Source organism: Tepidimonas alkaliphilus, from assembly GCF_007556595.1.
Taxonomy (GTDB): Bacteria; Pseudomonadota; Gammaproteobacteria; order Burkholderiales; family Burkholderiaceae_C; genus Tepidimonas; species Tepidimonas alkaliphila.
In genome coordinates this window covers 1-19,043 of record NZ_VJNB01000001.1, presented here as the reverse complement: position 1 = coordinate 19,043, position 19,043 = coordinate 1, and the positions used below count along the sequence as shown (strand labels likewise).

The following is a 19,043-nucleotide window of genomic DNA, read 5'->3' as shown; positions in this document are numbered from 1 at the left end:
GCACTCGATCCAAGAGAGTGCTAACATGAGCCCTGTGCTCGCACGGAAGAGGAGAACCGATGAGCGCCACGTCCTTCGCCCTTGCGCCCAGCGCCGCGGCCACGCTGCCGGCGGCTTCGTGGAGCAGCACGAGCCTGACGCTGCCGCCGCTGGGCAACCTGGACGCTTACATCAGCGCCGTCAACCGCATTCCGATGCTCAGCGCCGAGGAGGAGCGCGAATGCGCGCGCCGGCTGCGCGAGCGCGGCGACCTGGAAGCGGCGGCCAAGCTGGTGCTGTCGCACCTGCGGCTGGTGGTGGCGATTTCGCGCCAGTACCTCGGCTACGGCTTGCCGCAGGCCGACCTGATCCAGGAAGGCAACATCGGCCTGATGAAGGCCGTGCGCCGCTTCGACCCCGCGCTGGGCGTGCGCCTGGTCAGCTACGCGGTGCATTGGATCAAAGCGGAAATTCATGAGTTTATCTTGCGCAATTGGCGCATGGTCAAGGTCGCCACGACCAAGGCGCAGCGCAAGCTGTTCTTCAACCTGCGCTCGCTGAAAAACGGCCTGAAGGCCGACGCCGCCGAGACGCGCGAACGGCTCAGCCCGGCGGAAATCGACGCCATCGCGCGCGACCTCAACGTGCGGCGCGAGGACGTCGTCGAAATGGAGGCGCGCTTAAGCGGCGCCGACGTCGCGCTGGATCCGCTGCCAGCCGACGAGGGCGAAGATGCGCTGGCGCCGATCGCCTACCTGGCCGACCACCGGCACGAGCCGACCGAGGTGCTGGCCGCGCGCGAGCGCGAGCGGCTGGCCACCGACGGCATCGAGCAAGCGCTGGCGCAGCTGGACGAGCGCTCGCGCCGCATCATCCGCGCGCGCTGGCTCGACGTGGACGAAAACGGCCAGGGCGGCAAGACGCTGCAGGAGCTGGCCGACGAGTACGGCGTCAGCGCCGAGCGCATCCGCCAGATCGAGGCGGCGGCGCTGAAGAAGCTGCGCAAGGCGCTGGAGCCCTACGCCGCCTGACGCCGCCCGGCGGCGCAGGCCCACGCGCGACGCTCAGGTCTCGCGCCGCAGCGCCGGGAACAGGATCACGTCGCGGATGCTGGCGCTGTCGGTCAGCAGCATCACCAGCCGGTCGATGCCGACGCCGCAGCCGCCGGCCGGCGGCATGCCGTATTCGAGCGCGCGGATGTAGTCGGCGTCGAAATACATGGCCTCGTCGTCGCCGGCTTCTTTTTGCGCCGCCTGGGCGTGGAAGCGCGCCGCTTGGTCCTCGGGGTCGTTGAGCTCGGAAAAACCGTTGGCGATTTCGCGCCCCGCGATGTAGAGCTCAAACCGCTCGGTGATGCTGGGGTCGGCGTCGCTGGCGCGCGCCAGCGGCGAGATTTCGGTGGGGTGGTTGCAGATGAAGGTCGGCTGCCAGAGCTTGTCCTCCACCACCTCCTCGAAGTAGAGCACCTGCAGGCCGGCCAGGCTGCGCTCGCCAAGCCGTTCCTTGGCCTCGTCCACGCCGAGCTTGCGCAGCTGCGCGCGCAGCCAGTCGGCGTCATCGACGCGCTCGCCGGCGTCGGTGTGGCGCAGGATGGCCTCGCGGATCGTCAGGCGCTCGAACGGCTGCTCCAGATCGACGTCGCGCCCCTGATACACGAGCTTGCCGTCGCCGCAGACCGTGCGCGCCACGCGGCGGATCATGTCTTCGGTGAAGGCCATCATGTCGGCGTGGTTCCAGTACGCCGCGTAGAACTCCATCATCGTGAACTCGGGGTTGTGGCGCACGCTGATGCCTTCGTTGCGGAAGTTGCGGTTGATTTCGAACACGCGCTCAAACCCGCCGACCAGCAGCCGCTTCAGGTACAGCTCCGGCGCGATGCGCAGGTACATGTCCTGGTCCAGCGCGTGGTGATGCGTGACGAAGGGCCGCGCGTTGGCCCCGCCGGGGATCGGGTGCAGCATCGGCGTTTCCACCTCCAGGAAGCCGTGCGCCACCATGTGCTCGCGCAGCGCGGTGACGGCCTGGCTGCGCGCCACGAAGCGCTGCCGCGCCGCCACGTCGGTCATCAAGTCCACGTAGCGCTGGCGGTATTTGAGCTCCTGGTCGTGCACGCCGTGGAATTTGTCCGGCAGCGGGCGCAGGCTCTTGACCACCAGGCGCAGCCGCTCGACCTTGATCGACAGCTCCCCGGTGCGGGTCTTGAACAGCGTGCCCTCAGCCCACACGATGTCGCCCAGGTCCCAGTGCTTGAACGCTTCATACAGCGCCTCGCCGACGCCGTCCTTGGTGACGTAAATCTGGATGCGCCCGCCGGTGGGGCCGAAGGAGGCGTCCTGCAGCGTGGCGAAACTCGCCTTGCCCATGACGCGCTTGAGCATCATGCGGCCAGCGACGCTGGCGCGCGCGCGCATCGGCTCCAGCAGCTCGTTGCTCATGTGGCCGTATTCGGCCTGCAGCTGCTCGGCGCGGTGCTGCGGGCGCACGTCGTTTGGGAAGGCCGGCGCGCCGGATTGGCGCAACGCCGCCAGCTTGGCGCGGCGCTCGGCGATCAGGTGGTTGTCGTCGGCGTGGGCGGGGGACGTTGAGGTGTCGGTCATGATGCCAAAAGCCTAAGCCGCGCTCCGCCCTTCGATACGGGCGGCCCCAGCGCGGCAACTCAAGCGGCGCGCCTGCGTGCCCACGGCAGCCAGGCCCGCGCTCGTTTTGAAAGCCTGAATTGTAGAGAGGCGCGCGCCGCGGGGGCGCGCCCGGTCAGGCCGCCGCGGCCTCACCGAGGTAGGCGGCGCGCACCTTCGGGTCGTCCAGCATGGCCTTGGCCTCGCCGTGCATGATGATCTCGCCGGAGTCCATCACGTAGCCACGGTCGGCCACCTGCAGCGCGCGGCGGGCGTTTTGCTCCACCAGCAGGATCGTCATGCCCTGCGCGTGCACGTCGCGCACCACCTCGAAGATCTTGTCCACCATGATCGGCGACAGCCCCATCGACGGCTCGTCCAGCAGCAGCAGCCTGGGGCGGCTCATCAGCGCGCGCGCCATCGCCAGCATCTGCTGCTCGCCGCCGGACATGGTGCCGGCGAGTTGATCCTTGCGCTCCTTCAGGCGCGGAAACAGCGCGAACATGCGCTCGATGTCGCGCTGGATCTCGGCCTTGTCGCGGCGCGTGTAGGCGCCCATCAGCAGGTTTTCGACGATGGTCATGCGCGTAAAGACGCCGCGGCCCTCCGGCACCATGGCCAGCCCGCGCTTGACCAGATCCCAAGAGCCGACGCCGCGGATCGGCTGGCCCTGGTAAACGATCTCGCCGGCCTCGGCCAGCAGCATGCCGGTGATGGCCTTCATCGTGGTGGTCTTGCCCGCGCCGTTGGAGCCGATCAGCGTGACCAGCTCGCCCTCGCGCACCTCCAGGTCGATGCCCTTGACGGCCTTGATGCCGCCGTAGGAGACCTTCAGGCCCGTGACCTTCAGCAGGGTGTTCGCCATCTTCAGTGTCCTTGCGTGCCCAGGTACGCCTCGATGACCTTGGGGTTCTTCTGCACCTCGGCCGGCGTGCCCTCCGCGAGCTGCTTGCCGTAGTCCAGCACGGTGACGCGGTCACACAGGCCCATCACCAGCTTGACGTCGTGCTCGATCAGCAGGATGGTGCGCCCGTCGGCGCGGATGCGCTCGATCAGCTCGCGCAGCTGCATCTTCTCGGTGGCGTTCATGCCGGCGGCCGGCTCGTCCAGCGCGATCAGCTTGGGATCGGTGGCCAGTGCGCGCGCGATCTCCAGCCGGCGCTGGTCGCCATACGACAGCGTGCGCGCCTTGTAGTCGGCGTAGCGGGCGATGCCGACGTAGTCGAGCAGCTCCATGGCGCGCTCGGCGATGGCCTTTTCCTCGGCCTTGAACGCGCGCGTGCGCAGAATGGCGCTCAGGATGCCCGAGCGCGTGCGCACGTGGCGCCCAACCATGACGTTTTCCAGCACCGTCATCTCGGCAAACAGCCGGATGTTCTGGAACGTGCGGGCGATGCCGGCCTTGGCCACCTCGTGCACGGCGGTGGGGGTGTAGGGCTTGCCGTCGAGCTCGAAGCGGCCGCTGTCGGGGGTGTAGAGGCCCGTCAGCACGTTGAAGAAGGTCGTCTTGCCGGCGCCGTTGGGGCCGATCAGGCCATAGACCTGGCCGCGCTTGATTTCGATGCCGACGTCGGAGAGCGCCTGCAGGCCGCCGAAGCGCTTGGAGACGCCGCTGACTTTCAGGATGGTGTCCGTCATGCCGTGCTCCTCACTTGCTCAGCGCCTTGCCGTGCTCCGGCGCCGGCCACAGGCCGCGCGGACGCAGCAGCATGATGACGATCATCGCCAGCGCGATCAGCAGCTGGCGCAGGATCTCCGGCGCCAGCCGCCCGTCGGTGAGGTGGTGCAGCGGGCCGGCCAGGTGGCGCAGCAGCTCCGGCAGGCCGGCCAGCAGCAGCGCGCCGAGGATCACGCCCGGAATGTGGCCCAGCCCCCCCAGCACCACCATCGCCACGATCATCACCGACTCCATCAGCACGAACGACTCCGGATAGACGCCGCGCATCAGCGAGGCGAACAGCACGCCGGCCACGCCGCCGAAGGTGGCGCTGGTGCCAAACGCCGCCAGCTTCAGGTTGCGCGTGTTGATGCCCATGGCCTTGGCGGCGATCTCGTCCTCGCGGATCGCCATCCAGGCGCGGCCGATTCGCGAGTCGGCCAGCCGGTAGCAGATGACCACCGTCAGCACGACGAAGAACAGGATCAGGTAGTAATACAGCGTCACCGACTCGAAGGTGTAACTCCAGTCCCCCAACGAGACGGTGAGGCGCTGGCCCATGTTGTGGCCGAACACCGTCACCGCGTCCACCCCGGCAATCCCCTTGGGCCCGTTGGTGATGTTGATCGGGCGGTCGAGGTTGAGCATGAAGATGCGCACGATTTCGCCGAAGCCCAGCGTCACGATGGCCAGGTAGTCGCCGCGCAGCTTCAGCACCGGATAGCCCAGGATCAGGCCGGTGAGGCCGGCCAGGATCGCCGCCAGGAAGATCACGATCCAGAAGCTCAGGTGGATGCCGTTCGGAAACATCGCCGCGATGGCGGGGAAGTTGTCCGCCAGGTGGCTGGAGGCCAGCAGGCTGTAGAGGTAGGCGCCGACCGCGAAGAAGGCGATGAAGCCCAGGTCCAGCAGGCCCGCAAAGCCGACCACGATGTTGAGGCCCAGCGCCAGCATCACATACAGCAGCGCGACGTCAACGATGCGCATCCACGAGTTGCTGCCGGTGGCCTGCAGCAGCAGCGGCAGCACCAGCATCGCCAGCGCCGCCGCCGCAAACGCGACGTAGCGGCCCTTGGAAGGAGCGGAGGCTTGCGTCATGGTGGGAAACTCCTTCCGGTCGTCAGGCGCGGTCGGCGACGCGCTCGCCCAGCAGGCCCGAGGGCCGCAGCGTCAGCACGATGGCCAGCACAATGAACGCGAAGATGTCCGAATACTGGCTGCCGAGGAAGCCGCCGGTCAGCGGCCCGAGGTAGCCGGCCCCAAGCGACTCGATCAGCCCCAGCGCCACGCCGCCGACCACCGCGCCGGCCAGGTTGCCGATGCCGCCAAACACCGCGGCCACAAACGCCTTCAGGCCCGGCATGAAGCCCATCGAGTGCTGCACCGTGCCGTAGTTGGACGCCCACATGATGCCGGCGATCGCCGCCAGCATCGCGCCAATGACGAAGGTGGCCGAGATGACGACGTCGGGCTTGATGCCCATCAGCGCCGCCACGCGCGGGTTCTCGGCGGTGGCGCGCATCGCGCGGCCGAGGTTGGTCTTGTTGACGATGAACATCAGCACCGACAGCACGATGGCGGTGGTGGCCAGGATCGTGACCTGCGTCGGCGAGATCACCGCGCCGCCGAGGTTGAACGGCTCGCTCGGCAGCAGCGTCGGGTAGGACTTGGGGTTGGGCTTCCAGATGATCATCGCCAGCGTCTGCAGCAGGATGCTCATGCCGATGGCGGTGATCAGCGGCGCCAGCCGCGGGGAGTTGCGCAGCGGCTTGTAGGCCAGCTTCTCGATGCTGAAGTTGAGCAGCGCGCACACCAGCATCGAAATGAGCGCCGCCAGGGCCAGCATGGCCCAGCCGGGCATGTCGGGGGAGGCGGCCTGCGCCCAGGTGATGAGGGTCCAGCTGGTCAGCGCGCCCACCATCAGCACGTCGCCATGGGCGAAATTGATCAGCCCGATGATGCCGTACACCATCGTGTAGCCCAAGGCCACCAGCGCATACATGCTGCCCAGCACCAGACCGTTGATGATCTGCTGTAGCAAGACTTCCATGAACGCTCTCCGTTGTGAGAACCAGGCCACCCCACCGCAAAGGGCCGCCCGCCTCGGATTAGCAAAAAACCCGCCAGTGCTGGCTGCAAGGCAGCCCCAGGGGCGGGTTGAAGTGCGCGGATTGTAGCCAAGCGTCGAGACGGCTTGGTTGCTGGTTTGCCCTCAATCGGCGCCGCAAAATCAGGGTTTGCCCCAAGCCATTTCCGCCCCACTGCGGGTTTTCCAGCAGCCGGATCGATGTTTTAGCGTTTGCATTAGCGTGAGTTATCATGATGTTCGCCGCCGCCAGCGCGCGCCTCGGCGTTGCGCCGGCGCAGCTCGGCGAGCTTCTCGCCAATGCGCGATTCCAGCCCGCGCGGCGTCGGCTCGTAAAAGCGCGGCTCGGCCATGCCGTCGGGGAAGTAGCGCTCGCCGGCGGCGAACGCGTCGGGCTCGTCATGCGCGTAGCGGTAGCCGCGGCCATGGCCCAGCCCGCGCATCAGCGCGGTGGGGGCATTCCTCAGGTGCAGCGGCACCGGCCGCGTGCCGTCGCGCGCCACGAAGGTGCGCGCGGCCTTGTAGGCGGCATACACCGCGTTGCTTTTGGGCGCCACGGCCAGATAAACCGCCGCTTGCGCCAGCGCCAGCTCGCCCTCCGGGCTGCCGAGCCGCTCATAAGTCTCGGCGGCGTCCAAGGCCAGCCGCAGCGCACGCGGGTCGGCCAGACCGACATCTTCCACCGCCATGCGGATCAGCCGGCGCGCCAGGTAGCGCGGGTCAGCCCCGCCGTCCAGCATGCGCGCCAACCAATACAGCGCCGCGTCGGGGTCGCTGCCGCGCACGCTTTTGTGCAACGCGCTGATGGTGTCGTAGAACTGGTCGCCGCCTTTGTCGTAGCGACGCAGCCGCTCGCCCAGCGTCGCCAGCAGCCAGGCTTCGTCCACCTCTGCGCGGCCCTGGGCGCGCGCGGCCACCGCCAGCGTCTCCAGGGTGTTGAGCAGCCGGCGCGCGTCGCCGTCGGCGTAGGCCACGAGCAGCCGGCGCGCTGCGGCATCCAGCGCCGGCGCCTCGCCGCTGTCCAGCGCGCGGTCGATCAACACTTGCAGGTCGGCCTCCGCCAGCGGCTGCAACACATAGACCGTGGCGCGCGACAGCAGCGCGGCGTTGACCTCGAAGCTCGGGTTTTCGGTGGTGGCGCCGACGAAGGTGAACAGGCCGCTTTCCACGTGCGGCAGGAAGGCGTCCTGCTGCGCCTTGTTGAAGCGGTGCACCTCATCGACGAAAACCAGCGTCGGCTGCGGGCGCAGCCCGCGGCGCGCGGCTTCGGCGCGCTCCACCGCGTCGCGGATGTCCTTGACGCCGCCCAGCACGGCGCTTAAGGCGATGAACTGGGCGTCGAACGCCTGCGCCATCAGGCGCGCCAGCGTCGTCTTGCCAACCCCCGGCGGCCCCCACAGGATGCAGCTGTGCGGCCGGCCGCTTTCGAACGCCAGCCGCAGCGGCATGCCGGGGCCGAGCAGGTGCGCCTGCCCCACCACCTCGGCGAGCGTGCGCGGACGCAGCCGCTCCGCCAGCGGCACGTGCGGCGCCGTCACGGGCGCACCACCTCCGCCCCCGGCGGCGGCTGAAAGCGGAACTGCGCCGCCGTCACGCCACGGGTCTGCAGCGGGCCGAAGCGCAGCACCGAACGCTGGCCCAGCCCGTCGAGGATGTCCAGCGCCTCCAGCTGGCCGGCGCGAAAGCCAACCGCCACCCGCTGGATGGCGCCGTCGCGCGCGCGCGGGATCGCCTCCACCCAGTGCAGGCCGTCGCGCGGCTCGCCCTCGCGCAGCTCGAACGCCTGGCGCAGCGCGCGCAGGTCGGCGCCGGCGGCCAGCAGCGCCGCCGGCGTCTGGCTCAACGCCTCGGCCTGGGGACGGGCGGTCACTTGATTCAAATCAGGGTCATAAAGCCACAGCGTCTGCCCGTCGGCGACGATGTCCTGCTCGAAGGGGTGCGTGTAGCGGAAGCGGAAGCGGTCCGGGCGCAGGAAGCTGAACTCGCCGCGGCTGGTGCGCACGCGCGGCGGCTGGCCGTCGCGCCCGGGGGCGGTAACGGTCTGTGTGAAGGTGGCGCGCCCCTGCTGCACGGTGGCGAGGAACGCCTCCAGATCGCGCAGGCCCTCGCCCTGCGCGCGCGCGGCGGGGGTCAGCATCGTCAGGGGGGCGGCGCCAGCGGCCGCCAGCAGGGTGCGTCGTGACAGCATGGTGGCTTCGGTGCGCTTGGGCTGCGGTGGTTCCCGCGCGGGCGGTTAATCGGGGCGCTGCCCGACCAAGATTTCACGCTGGCCGCTGGCGGTCAAGGCGCTGACCAAGCCAGCCTTTTCCATGTCCTCCAGCAGCCGGGCGGCGCGGTTGTAGCCGATCTTGAGCTTGCGCTGGACGTAGCTGATGCTGGCTTTGCGATCCTGCAGCACGATGGCCACCGCCTGGTCATACAGCGGATCCTTCTCGCCGCCCTCCGCTTCGCCGCCGTCAGCGCCGCCCAAGCCGTCGCCAGCGGGGGCCTCCAGCACGTCGTCCAGGTAGTCGGGCTCGCCGTAGCGCTCTTTCAAAAAGGCCACCACGCGGTGCACCTCCTCATCGCTGACAAAGGCGCCGTGCACGCGCGTCGGCAGCCCTGCCCCAGCGGGCAGGTAGAGCATATCGCCCATGCCGAGCAGCGCCTCGGCCCCCATCTGGTCGAGAATGGTGCGGCTGTCGATCTTGCTGCTGACTTGAAAGCTGATGCGCGTCGGGATGTTGGCCTTGATGAGGCCGGTGATGACGTCGACGCTGGGCCGCTGCGTGGCCAGGATCAGGTGGATGCCGGCGGCGCGCGCCTTCTGCGCCAGGCGGGCGATCAGCTCCTCGATCTTTTTGCCGACCACCATCATCAGGTCGGCCAGCTCGTCGATGACCACCACGATGTACGGCAGGCGTGCCAGCGGCTCGGGTGACTCCGGCGTCAGGCTGAAAGGGTTGGGGATCGACTCGCCGCGCTGCGCGGCCTCGTCGATCTTGGCGTTGTAGCCCGCGAGGTTGCGCACGCCGAGTTTGCTCATCAGGCGGTAGCGCTTTTCCATCTCGGCCACGCACCAGTTCAGGCCGTTGGCGGCCTGCTTCATGTCGGTGACGACCGGCGCGATCAGATGCGGGATGCCTTCATAGACGCTGAGCTCCAGCATCTTCGGGTCGATCAGCAGCAGCCGCACGTCCTTGGGCTCGGCCTTGTAGAGCAGGCTCAGGATCATGGCGTTGATGCCGACCGACTTGCCCGAGCCGGTGGTGCCGGCCACCAGCAGGTGCGGCATTTTGGCCAGGTCGGCCACCACCGGATGGCCAGCGATGTCCTTGCCCAGGCCCAGCGTCAGCAGGCTCTTGGCCTCGTGATAGACCTGCGACCCCAAGATCTCGCTGAGCCGGATGGTCTGGCGGCGCGCGTTAGGCAGCTCCAGCGCCATCAGACTCTTGCCAGGGATGGTCTCGATGACGCGGATCGACACCAGCGACAGCGAGCGCGCCAAGTCCTTGGCCAGATTGACGATCTGCGCGCCCTTGACGCCCGTGGCCGGCTCGATCTCGTAGCGGGTGATGACGGGGCCAGGCTGCGCCGCCACCACTTGCACCTCCACGCCAAAATCGGCCAACTTTTTCTCAATCAAGCGGCTGGTCATTTCCAGCGTCTCAGCCGCCACGGTGGCTTGCTGGCGCGGCGGGGGATCGAGCAGCTCCAGCCGCGGCAGCGGCGACTCGCCTTCGGCGAACAGCGCTTGCTGGCGCTCCTGCAGCGCGCGCGCGCTGGGCTCCACCGCCTGCGCAGCCGGGGTAATTTGCAGTCGCGGCGCGCTTGAGCGAGCGGCGCTGGCGCCTTCGCCCACGGCGGCGGGCGCCGATGGCCTGGGGTCTGCCGCGGCGCGGCCTTCAACCGCCTCACCGGCCACGGAAGGAGAAGGTGGCGGCGGGGATAAGGATGGCTCGGCCCCGTGCGGGGGGGGCGCCGAGCGCGCGCGGGCCGCCTGCGCGCCGATGCGCGCGTCCTCATACGCCTCGCGCCGCGCGCGCCAGCGCTGCCACGCCCACTCTACCCCTGCGCCGATGCCTTCGGCCACCCGCGCCCATGAAAAGCGCAACGCCACGGGCAAGCACCCCGCCCACAGCGCCAGCGCCACCAACACCGAGCCCACGTCACCCAACCCGCGCAGCGCCCAGGGCCCCAGCAGCGCGCCCAGCACGCCGCCGGCAGTATGCCCAGGCAGCCACGCATCCCAGCGCGTCAAGCGCGACCATTCGATGACGCAACTGGCCGCCAGCACCCCAGCCAGCGCGGCAGCGCGCCCTGCCGCTTGCCACACGTGCGCAGGCTCCAGCCCCGACGCAGAGGGCGCGCGCTGCGCGCGCAACCAGCGCCGCGCGGCGGACAGCCAGCTCCAGCCGCCGGCCAGCACCAGCCACCATACCGACGCGCCGAACAACGCATAGCCTAGATCGGCAACCCAGGCACCCAGCAGCCCGCCCCCGTTGCGATAACCCACGCCCGTCCCGGAGGTCGTCCAGGCGGGGTCCCCGGGATGCTGGGTCGCCAACGCCAGCGCCGCAAACCCCCAGATCACGCCGGCGACCAGCAAGCCCAGCTCTTGCGCCAAGCGACGCAGACCGCGCAGCGGTGGGGCGGCCAAGTCCGCATGAAACGCATTGGAGGATCGGCTCATATGGTTACAAGCTTAACCCAAGGGCTTGCTTACAATGCCGCGCATGAGCACCCCAACCCTGCACGCCCGCGTTTTGATCTTAGGATCCGGCCCAGCCGGCTACACGGCGGCCATTTACGCCGCGCGCGCCAACCTGAAGCCCGTGCTGATCACCGGCTTGGCGCAAGGCGGCCAGCTCATGACCACCACCGAGGTGGACAACTGGCCGGCGGACGTCCACGGCGTGCAAGGCCCGGAGTTGATGCAGCGCTTTCAGCAGCACGCCGAGCGCTTTGCCACCCAAATCGTGTTCGACCATATTCACACTGCCGATTTGTCGCGCCGCCCCTTTACACTGAGCGGCGACAGCGGCGCCTACACTTGCGACGCCCTGATCATCGCCACCGGCGCCTCGGCCAAATACCTGGGCTTGCCGTCGGAGCAGGCTTACCTGGGCAAAGGCGTGAGCGCCTGCGCCACCTGCGACGGCTTCTTCTACCGCGGGCAGGATGTGTGCGTCGTCGGCGGCGGCAACACCGCCGTGGAGGAGGCGCTGTACCTGGCCAACCTCGCGCGCAAGGTCACGCTGATCCACCGCCGCGACACCTTCCGCGCCGAGGCCATCATGGTGGACAAGCTGATGGACAAGGTGCGCGAAGGCAAGATCGAGCTGAAACTTTGGCACGTGCTCGACGAAGTGCTGGGCGATGGCAAGGCGGTCACCGGCGTACGCATCCGCCATGTGCAAAGCGGCGCCACCGAGGAGCTGGCGCTGCAGGGCGTTTTTATTGCCATCGGCCACAGCCCCAACACGCAGATCTTCGCCGGCCAGCTCGAAATGAAAGACGGCTACATCGTCACGCGCGGCGGCCGCGACGGCATGGCCACGATGACCAGCGTGCCAGGGGTGTTCGCCGCCGGCGACGTGCAAGACCACGTTTACCGCCAGGCCATCACCAGCGCCGGCACCGGCTGCATGGCGGCGCTGGACGCGCAGCGCTTCCTTGAGCAGCGGACAAGCTGAAGCGCCAGGCCGAGCAGGCGGCATATACTGCCGCTATGAACCGGATGGTACATTCTGCTACGCGCTCCCCCTCCGCCCGCACGTCCCGTGCTGTCCGCAAGCGGGCGACCACCCGCACCAACGACCCTGAGCGCACCATGGCCAACATCCTGGAAGTGGCTACCCAGGAGTTCGGCGAAAAGGGGCTGGCAGGGGCACGCATCGACGCAATCGCCGATGCCACCCACACCAGCAAGCGGATGATTTACTACTACTTCGGCAGCAAGGAGGGTTTGTACCTTGCGGTGCTGGAGGAGTCCTACCGCCGGATGCGACAGAACGAGGCCGCCTTACACCTGGAAGACCTTCCTCCCGAGGAGGCCTTGCGCCGCCTGGTGGCTTATACCTTCGACCACCACCACAGCAATGAGCCCTACATCCGGCTGGTGATGTCGGAAAACATCCACCGTGGCCAGTACCTGGCCCGAAGCCGCTTCATTCAGGAGCTCAACACCCCGGCGATCACAGCCATTCGCCAGCTCTATGACCGTGGCGTGGCCGAAGGCGTGTTTCGGCCTGGCCTGGACCCGCTGGACATCCACTGGGCCATCTCTTCGCTGGCGTTTTTCAACGTCTCCAACCGCCACACCTTCGACCTGATCTTCAAGCGCGACCGCCCAGACACCGACGTGGTGGCGCATCGCCGCGCCTTGGCGGTGGAGATGGTGGTCCGCTACCTGCGCGCCGACCGCTGACCCCTCTTTTCACCCGCCGTTTGCCACGGGGTCATGGTTTACCCTAATAAAAAAACTAACTAGTTCGTACACAATCACGATCCAAGGAGACACCTATGGTCGATCGCATAGTGGACCACTATTGCCGTGTGCTCGGCGCCATCATGGCCTTCTGCCTGGCAGCGATGGTCGTCATGGTGTTCGGCAACGTGGTGTTGCGCTATGGCTTCAATTCCGGCATTGCCGTGTCCGAGGAACTCTCGCGCTGGCTGTTTCTGTGGCTGGTGTTCCTGGGGGCGGTGGTGGCCATCCGGGAACGCGCCCACATGGGCGTGGACATGCTGATCGCACGGCTGCCGCCGCTGGGGCAGCGCATGGGCCTGCTGGTCGGTCACGGCTTGATGCTCTTTGCCACCTGGCTGATGTTCCAGGGCAGCTTAGCGCAAACCCGCATCAACTGGGATGTGCAGGCCCCGGTGACAGGCTGGTCGATGGGCTGGATGTATGGCTGCGGCGTGGTGTTTGCCGCTTCGGCTGGCTGCCTGCTGCTCATCGACATCTGGCGCATAAGCACCGGTCGCCTGACCCTGGCGCAAATGCACAGCCCGCACGGGCTGGAGCCGTCCGTAGCCTCTGCATCCGCCTCCCCCGCCCCCAAAAATTGACCGGGATGCCTGCATGACTGTTCTGATTTTCGTTGGCGCGCTGATCGGCGCCATTGCCATAGGCATTCCGATTGCCTATGCCCTGCTGCTCTCCGGCGTGGCGCTGATGTGGCATCTGGATCTCTTCGATGCCCAAATTTTGGCGCAAAACGTGCTTGAAGGCGCAAACAGCTTTCCGCTGCTAGCGGTGCCTTTCTTCATGCTGGCCGGCGAGATCATGAACGTCGGCGGTCTGTCGCGGCGCATCGTCAATCTGGCGCTGGCCCTGGTGGGCCACGTGCGCGGCGGCCTGGGCTTCGTCACCATCCTGGCGGCGGTGTTGCTGGCGTCGCTGTCCGGATCGGCAGTGGCCGATACGGCGGCGCTGGCAGCGCTGCTGATGCCCATGATGGTCAAGGCCGGCCACAACCGGGCCCGCTCCGGCGGCCTGATCGCCTCGGCCGGGATCATTGCCCCAGTGATCCCCCCTTCGATTCCGTTCGTGATTTTCGGCGTCGCCGCCAACGTGTCCATCGGACGACTGTTCATCGCCGGCATCGTGCCCGGCATCCTGATGGGGATCGCCATCGCTATCACTTGGTGGCTGGTGGCCCGCCAAGAAGGCGCTTCCACGCCCCCGCGAGCCAGCCGCGCCGAGATGTGGAAGGCCCTGCGCGAATCGACCTGGGCATTGGGTTTGCCCGTGATCGTTCTGGTGGGGCTGAAGATGGGGGTATTCACCCCCACCGAAGCGGCCGTGGTGGCTGCGGTCTATGCGCTGTTCGTGGCCACCGCGGTGTACCGCGAAATGCACCTTCAGCAGCTCTATCAGGTGTTGTTGGCCGCATCCAAGACCACCGCCATCATCATGTTCCTCGTGGCTGCCGCCGCGGTCAGTGCCTGGCTCATCACCGTGGCCAACCTACCGGGGCAACTCATCGACATCCTGCAGCCCTTCATAAACAACCCGACCTTGCTGCTGATCGTGATTATGTTGCTGATTTTGGTCATTGGCATGGCCATGGATCTGACTCCCATGATCTTGATTCTCGCCCCGGTTCTGATGCCGGTTGTCAAGGCTGCCGGCATCGACCCGGTGTATTTCGGTGCACTGTTCGTGATGAACGGTGCCATTGGTTTAATCACGCCGCCGGTTGGCACGGTACTTAACGTGGTGGCCGGAGTAAGCAAGATGAAGATTCAACAAGTCGCCCACGGGGTTTGGCCCTTCCTCTTAGCCCAGATCATCGTGCTGTTTTTGCTGGTGCTGTTCCCGCAAATCGTGATCGCTCCGTACCGCTGGTTCTATTCCTGATGCCGTCTGGGATCAGGCCGACCGGCACGCCGGCTATGTCCCATCCCCATTTCGCGTGCCGCCCTACCCGCAGGAGACACCATGAAGCGACTATTCCTCAAAACCGCTCTCGCGGTAGCCGCCGTCGCTACCGTCGGCTTGGCCGCCGCACAGACCAAGACAATCAAATTTGCCAATCAGAACGCCAAAGGTCACCCCATCGTGATGGGCATGGAGAAATTCGGCGAACTGGTTGAGGCCAAATCGGGCGGCACGCTGAAGGTCAATATCTTCCCGGGTGGCGCCTTGGGCAGCGACCAGGCCAACCTATCGGCCCTGCAAGGCGGCACGTTGGAAATGGCCTCGATGAATTCAGGCATCCTGGCCAGCCTGGTGCGCGACTTCGCCGTCTATGACTTTCCCTTCCTGTTTGCCAACCCGCAGGAGGCCGATGCCGTGGTGGACGGTGAGTTCGGCCGCAGCCTTCACGCCAAACTGGAAGAGCGCGGTCTCGTCGCGCTGGGCTACTACGAGCTGGGCTTCAGGCACATCACCAACAGCCGCCGCCCCATCAACCGGGTGGAAGATATTGCCGGCCTGAAGCTACGCGTCATCCCCAACCCCATCAACGTGGACTGGGTCAGCGCCTTGGGGGCCAACCCCACCCCGCTGCCCTTCCCAGAGCTATATGCCGCCCTGGAGCAACGGGCCGTGGATGGTCAGGAAAATCCCTTGGCCACCATTTACGGCGCCAAGCTCTACGAGGTTCAGCGCTATCTGACCCTCACCTACCACCAGTACAACCCGCAGTCCATCTTGGTCAGCAAGCGCTTCTGGGATCGCTTGAGCGGCGATGAGCAGCGCATCCTGCGCGAAGCCGCGGCCGAATCCATCAAATACCAACGCGAGCAATCCCGTGCCGCCGTGGCCAGCACGCTGGAGAACCTGCGCAAGGCCGGCATGCAGGTGACCGAATTGCCCCCCGCCGAAGTGGCCAAGCTGCGCGAGCGCATGAAACCCGTCATCGCCAAGCACAGCGCCAATGTGGGCGAGGCCACGGTCAATGCCATCATGGCCGAACTGAGCAAATTGCGCAAATAACCCCTGGGCCATGATCACCGGCAACACCGAACTCATCGCCCACATCGGCTACCCCACGCACAGTTTCAAGGCGCCGATGATTTACAACCCATATTTCGAGGCCAGCGGCATTGATGCCGTGGTGGTGCCCATGGGTTGCAGACCCGAGGCCTATCCCGATCTGTTGCGCAGCCTGTTCCGGCTGGAGAACGTGCGCGGCGCCCTCATCACCATGCCGCATAAAGTGGCCACGGTGGCGCTGCTCGACGAAGCCAGCCCCACGGTGCAGGTAGCCGGTGCCTGCAACGCCGTCAAGCGCGGCGCAGACGGGCGCCTCGTGGGCGATTTGTTCGATGGGGAAGGCTTCGTGCGCGGCCTGCGGCGCAAAGGCCTGGCGCTGGAAGGCGCCCGGGCGCTGATCGTGGGCTGCGGCGGCGTGGGCAGCGCGATCGCGGCCTCGCTGGCCGCCGCGGGCGTGAGCCGCCTGGGGTTGTATGACATCCAGCCACAGGCGGCCGAAGCCCTGGCCGCCCGCCTGCAGGCGCACTTCCCCACCCTGTCGGTACGGTTGCACACACGTGACCCGCAAGGCTGCGACCTGGTGGTCAACGCCTCGCCTCTGGGAATGAACGAGGGCGACCCTCTGCCGATCGACATGGATCGGCTCTCGGCGCAAACGTTTGTGGGCGAAGTGGTGATGCGCGCCGAAATGACCGCCTTCCTCGCCGCCGCACAGGCGCGGGGCTGCCGCATCCAGGTGGGCGCTGACATGCTGTTCGAGCAGATTCCGGCCTATCTGGAGTTTTTCGGCTACCCCAGCACCAGCGCCGACCACCTGCGGGCGCTGGCCCGCCTGAGCTACTGACCCACCGAATCGGAGGCCACCCGTGAGCGACTTCCTGATCAAGCCCACCGCATCAGCCCGTGAACCGTTGCAAGCCTCGTTCAGCGACGCGTCCAACCCCATCGGCCTCGACGGGGTGGAATTCATCGAATACGCCACTGGCAAGCCACAGGCACTGGGGCAGGTGCTGGAGATGATGGGGTTTCGCCCGATTGCCCGACACCGCTCGCGTGAGGTGCTGCTGTATCGACAAGGCGGCCTGAACATCGTCGTCAACGCCCATCCCGATGACGCCCGAGCCGCCAACCATGGCGGTGAGGCTCCCAGCATCTCGGCCATCGCGCTGCGCGTGCGCGATGCCCGCGCCGCCTACGACTACATGCTGGAACGGGGCGCATGGGCGGTCCCCACCCATCCCGAGGTGATGGAGCTCAACATCCCCGCCATCCACGGCGCGGGCGGCAGCCGCATCTATCTGGTGGACCGCTATCAGGATTTTTCGATCTACGACGTCGATTTCGTTCCCATCCCCACAGTGGACCAGCATCCGCAAGCCACGGCGGGCATCCACTTTTTCGGGATCGTGCAATACATCGGCCCCGGCCGCAGCTACGACTGGATCGAGTTTTACCGCGAGCTCCTGGGCGCCGAGCCGATTCCAGATGAGGAACGCTTCGGCATCATGCCCAAAGGCAAGTTGTTGCGTGTGCCGGCGCTGTCGGCCACCCGCGGCTTCTTGATCCAGCTCGTCGAGCCCGAGCCCAACGTGTTCGATACGAGCGAACGCCTGCAGCGCATCGGCCTGGGCGTGCCGGATGTGTTGGCTGCGGTACGGGCCCTGCGCGGCTTGGGCGTGGAATTCGTGGAGACGCCTGAGGCCCACACCGACCCCCGGGGCGCCATCACCAAAACCTATCTGGGCTCGGTCGTGTTCGAGCTGGTGCACAGCGAAGCCGGAGGCGCTTGAATCATGTGGCGCCGGACCCATTCCATCGAGCAGACCATTGCCCGCTTTGGCATGGACACCATCAGCCTGGCCGGACCGCTGGAGGCCAAGCTGGAAGCGATACAGGCGGCCGGCTTCAGCCAGGTCATGCTCAAGGCCAACGACCTGGTCGGCCACCCGGGCGGCTGGCAGGCAGCCGTCAAGGCGGTACAGGCCAGCGGGCTGCGGGGCACGGGCTTTCAGGTGCTGCGCGATTTCGAGGGCCTGAGTGGCCACCTGCACCACTATAAAGTGGACATCGCCAAGGCCATGCTGGAGATGTGCGCGGCGCTGGGGTGCGACGTGCTCTTGGTCTGTTCGTCCACCTCGCGCCATGCCAGCGGCGATCTGGCACACATTGCCCGCGATCTGCGCAAGCTCGCCATGTTGGCCATTCCCTATGGCATCAAGATCGCTTACGAAGCCCTGTCCTGGGGGCGGCATGTCAATGAGTTCACCACTGCCTGGGAAGCGGTGGTGCGCGCCGATTGCCCCAACCTCGGGCTTGGCATCGACTCGTTCCACATCTTCGCCGCGCAGACTCCGCTGGACGAAATCGATTACCTGCAACCGGACAAGATTTTTCTGGTGCAGCTCGCCGACTTCATGTGGCAGGAGGCACGCACATTCGAAGAGCGTATGACCACCGCGCGAACCTTCCGCGTGTTTCCGGGCGAAGGCGTGCACAGCGAGCAGTTGGTGCAGCTGGTACTCAAGCTCGACCAGATCGGCTACCAGGGTGATTACAGCTTCGAGGTCTTCAATGACGACTACGTGCAACTGCCGCTGCCCTTGGTGGCCGAGCGCGCCCAGCGCTCAGCGCTTTGGCTGGCCGAAGACGTGCTTCGTCAATCGACTCCTCTGCCCAATGGATTGCGCTTGCGCGTGCGTTCCGGTCCGTCTGTATAAGGCCGACAAGCCCTCTGTCCACTCCCCCACCCTAAAGGAAGGTCTGCTCACCCCCCGCAGCTGACGCCGCGGCTGGGCCTTGGGTTTCATGTGATGGGTTCGGGCCTCGTTTCGAGGGTCTTGCGGAGCCGTTTCGGCCCCCGCCGGGACCTTTTGCAGCCCCGCCGGGGGCTTGCGCGCCCCATTTGGGCGCACTTACCCCACGCAGGTCTGCATAAGATGTACTCTAAACCTTCTTTCCTGACATAACGGATCGACGAAAGGAGAGAAGGACGAACGCGGAGCTGAAGCTGGCGCAGCAGCGGCTGTCGGTGCTGGAGCTGGCGCAGGCGCTGGGCAATGTGAGTGAGGCGTGCCGGCGCCGGGGCATGACGCGCACGCCGTTTTACGAGTACAAGCGCCGCTTTCAGACGCATGGGATTGAGGGGCTGAAGAATCTGCCGCCGATCCCGAAGAGCCACCCGATGAGCACACCGGCGCAGGTGGTGCAGCGCATCGTGGAGCTGGCGCTGGCGCACCCGTCGTACGGGTGCAACCGGCTGCAGGCGCTGCTGCTGGCCGA

At 66.8% G+C, this 19,043-nt stretch carries 18 protein-coding genes; 10 read left to right on the top strand and 8 right to left on the bottom strand.

Annotated features, from left to right (window positions below):
• Positions 1–59: 59 nt before the first annotated feature.
• Positions 60–1,010, top strand: a complete 951-nt coding sequence (gene rpoH / locus Talka_RS00090; RefSeq protein ID WP_143889006.1) for an RNA polymerase sigma factor RpoH — start codon at positions 60–62, stop codon at positions 1,008–1,010.
• Positions 1,011–1,043: 33 nt separating this feature from the next.
• Here rpoH and lysS read toward each other — a convergent pair whose 3' ends face one another.
• The 8 genes from lysS to Talka_RS12205 all read right to left on the bottom strand — a co-directional run bounded on the left by lysS (position 1,044) and on the right by Talka_RS12205 (position 11,009).
• A complete protein-coding gene (lysS, locus tag Talka_RS00085; protein WP_143889005.1) occupies positions 1,044–2,576 on the bottom strand; it encodes a lysine--tRNA ligase in 1,533 nt (510 codons plus the stop codon).
• A 154-nt stretch (positions 2,577–2,730) separates the two neighbouring features.
• Entirely contained in the window at positions 2,731–3,459 is a 729-nt protein-coding gene (locus tag Talka_RS00080) for an ABC transporter ATP-binding protein (protein ID WP_143889004.1), read from the bottom strand.
• 2 nt (positions 3,460–3,461) lie between these two features.
• The gene (locus tag Talka_RS00075; RefSeq protein WP_143889003.1) at positions 3,462–4,232 is read right to left on the bottom strand and encodes an ABC transporter ATP-binding protein; all 771 of its coding nucleotides are present in this window, start codon (positions 4,230–4,232) and stop codon (positions 3,462–3,464) included.
• Between the two features lie 10 nt (positions 4,233–4,242).
• A complete protein-coding gene (locus Talka_RS00070; RefSeq protein ID WP_143889002.1) occupies positions 4,243–5,349 on the bottom strand; it encodes an ABC transporter permease subunit in 1,107 nt (368 codons plus the stop codon).
• A 22-nt stretch (positions 5,350–5,371) separates the two neighbouring features.
• A complete protein-coding gene (locus Talka_RS00065; protein WP_143889001.1) occupies positions 5,372–6,301 on the bottom strand; it encodes a branched-chain amino acid ABC transporter permease in 930 nt (309 codons plus the stop codon).
• 254 nt (positions 6,302–6,555) lie between these two features.
• A complete protein-coding gene (locus Talka_RS00060; RefSeq protein ID WP_143889000.1) occupies positions 6,556–7,875 on the bottom strand; it encodes a replication-associated recombination protein A in 1,320 nt (439 codons plus the stop codon).
• Positions 7,872–8,474, bottom strand: a complete 603-nt coding sequence (gene lolA / locus Talka_RS00055; RefSeq protein ID WP_143889424.1) for an outer membrane lipoprotein periplasmic chaperone LolA — start codon at positions 8,472–8,474, stop codon at positions 7,872–7,874. The genes Talka_RS00060 and lolA overlap by 4 nt, the downstream gene beginning before the upstream one ends.
• A gap of 96 nt (positions 8,475–8,570) precedes the next feature.
• Positions 8,571–11,009: a DNA translocase FtsK gene (locus tag Talka_RS12205; protein ID WP_143888999.1), complete on the bottom strand. Its 2,439-nt coding sequence runs from the start codon at positions 11,007–11,009 to the stop codon at positions 8,571–8,573.
• Positions 11,010–11,052: 43 nt separating this feature from the next.
• Between Talka_RS12205 and trxB the strand changes: the two genes are divergently transcribed.
• From trxB to Talka_RS00005, 9 genes are all read left to right on the top strand, one after another.
• Positions 11,053–12,012 carry a thioredoxin-disulfide reductase gene (gene trxB / locus Talka_RS00045; protein ID WP_143888998.1) on the top strand — a complete coding sequence of 320 codons (960 nt, stop codon included), beginning with the start codon at positions 11,053–11,055 and terminating at the stop codon, positions 12,010–12,012.
• A gap of 35 nt (positions 12,013–12,047) precedes the next feature.
• Positions 12,048–12,746: a TetR/AcrR family transcriptional regulator gene (locus Talka_RS00040; protein ID WP_143888997.1), complete on the top strand. Its 699-nt coding sequence runs from the start codon at positions 12,048–12,050 to the stop codon at positions 12,744–12,746.
• Between the two features lie 95 nt (positions 12,747–12,841).
• Positions 12,842–13,390 (top strand): TRAP transporter small permease, encoded by a 549-nt coding sequence (locus Talka_RS00035; RefSeq protein ID WP_143888996.1) that lies wholly within the window; start codon positions 12,842–12,844, stop codon positions 13,388–13,390.
• A gap of 13 nt (positions 13,391–13,403) precedes the next feature.
• Positions 13,404–14,684 carry a TRAP transporter large permease subunit gene (locus Talka_RS00030; RefSeq protein WP_143888995.1) on the top strand — a complete coding sequence of 427 codons (1,281 nt, stop codon included), beginning with the start codon at positions 13,404–13,406 and terminating at the stop codon, positions 14,682–14,684.
• A gap of 81 nt (positions 14,685–14,765) precedes the next feature.
• Positions 14,766–15,764 carry a TRAP transporter substrate-binding protein gene (locus Talka_RS00025; protein WP_143888994.1) on the top strand — a complete coding sequence of 333 codons (999 nt, stop codon included), beginning with the start codon at positions 14,766–14,768 and terminating at the stop codon, positions 15,762–15,764.
• Between the two features lie 10 nt (positions 15,765–15,774).
• Complete coding sequence (locus Talka_RS00020; protein ID WP_143888993.1) at positions 15,775–16,608, top strand: shikimate dehydrogenase family protein; 834 nt, start codon at positions 15,775–15,777, stop codon at positions 16,606–16,608.
• A gap of 22 nt (positions 16,609–16,630) precedes the next feature.
• Positions 16,631–17,554: a VOC family protein gene (locus Talka_RS00015; protein WP_425472617.1), complete on the top strand. Its 924-nt coding sequence runs from the start codon at positions 16,631–16,633 to the stop codon at positions 17,552–17,554.
• Positions 17,555–17,557: 3 nt separating this feature from the next.
• A complete protein-coding gene (locus tag Talka_RS00010; RefSeq protein WP_143888992.1) occupies positions 17,558–18,481 on the top strand; it encodes a sugar phosphate isomerase/epimerase family protein in 924 nt (307 codons plus the stop codon).
• Between the two features lie 245 nt (positions 18,482–18,726).
• The coding region (locus Talka_RS00005) for a helix-turn-helix domain-containing protein (protein WP_246100526.1) at positions 18,727–19,043 on the top strand (317 nt) is incomplete at its 3' end.

Coding starts and splice junctions, on each gene's coding strand:
- Talka_RS00020 (WP_143888993.1), top strand. CDS start 15,775: ATGATCACCGGCAACACCGAACTCATCGCCCACATCGGCTACCCCACG.
- Talka_RS00080 (WP_143889004.1), bottom strand. CDS start 3,459: ATGGCGAACACCCTGCTGAAGGTCACGGGCCTGAAGGTCTCCTACGGC.
- Talka_RS12205 (WP_143888999.1), bottom strand. CDS start 11,009: ATGAGCCGATCCTCCAATGCGTTTCATGCGGACTTGGCCGCCCCACCG.
- lolA (WP_143889424.1), bottom strand. CDS start 8,474: ATGCTGACCCCCGCCGCGCGCGCGCAGGGCGAGGGCCTGCGCGATCTG.
- Talka_RS00075 (WP_143889003.1), bottom strand. CDS start 4,232: ATGACGGACACCATCCTGAAAGTCAGCGGCGTCTCCAAGCGCTTCGGC.
- Talka_RS00070 (WP_143889002.1), bottom strand. CDS start 5,349: ATGACGCAAGCCTCCGCTCCTTCCAAGGGCCGCTACGTCGCGTTTGCG.
- Talka_RS00010 (WP_143888992.1), top strand. CDS start 17,558: ATGTGGCGCCGGACCCATTCCATCGAGCAGACCATTGCCCGCTTTGGC.
- Talka_RS00040 (WP_143888997.1), top strand. CDS start 12,048: ATGAACCGGATGGTACATTCTGCTACGCGCTCCCCCTCCGCCCGCACG.
- rpoH (WP_143889006.1), top strand. CDS start 60: ATGAGCGCCACGTCCTTCGCCCTTGCGCCCAGCGCCGCGGCCACGCTG.
- Talka_RS00035 (WP_143888996.1), top strand. CDS start 12,842: ATGGTCGATCGCATAGTGGACCACTATTGCCGTGTGCTCGGCGCCATC.
- Talka_RS00065 (WP_143889001.1), bottom strand. CDS start 6,301: ATGGAAGTCTTGCTACAGCAGATCATCAACGGTCTGGTGCTGGGCAGC.
- lysS (WP_143889005.1), bottom strand. CDS start 2,576: ATGACCGACACCTCAACGTCCCCCGCCCACGCCGACGACAACCACCTG.
- Talka_RS00025 (WP_143888994.1), top strand. CDS start 14,766: ATGAAGCGACTATTCCTCAAAACCGCTCTCGCGGTAGCCGCCGTCGCT.
- Talka_RS00030 (WP_143888995.1), top strand. CDS start 13,404: ATGACTGTTCTGATTTTCGTTGGCGCGCTGATCGGCGCCATTGCCATA.
- trxB (WP_143888998.1), top strand. CDS start 11,053: ATGAGCACCCCAACCCTGCACGCCCGCGTTTTGATCTTAGGATCCGGC.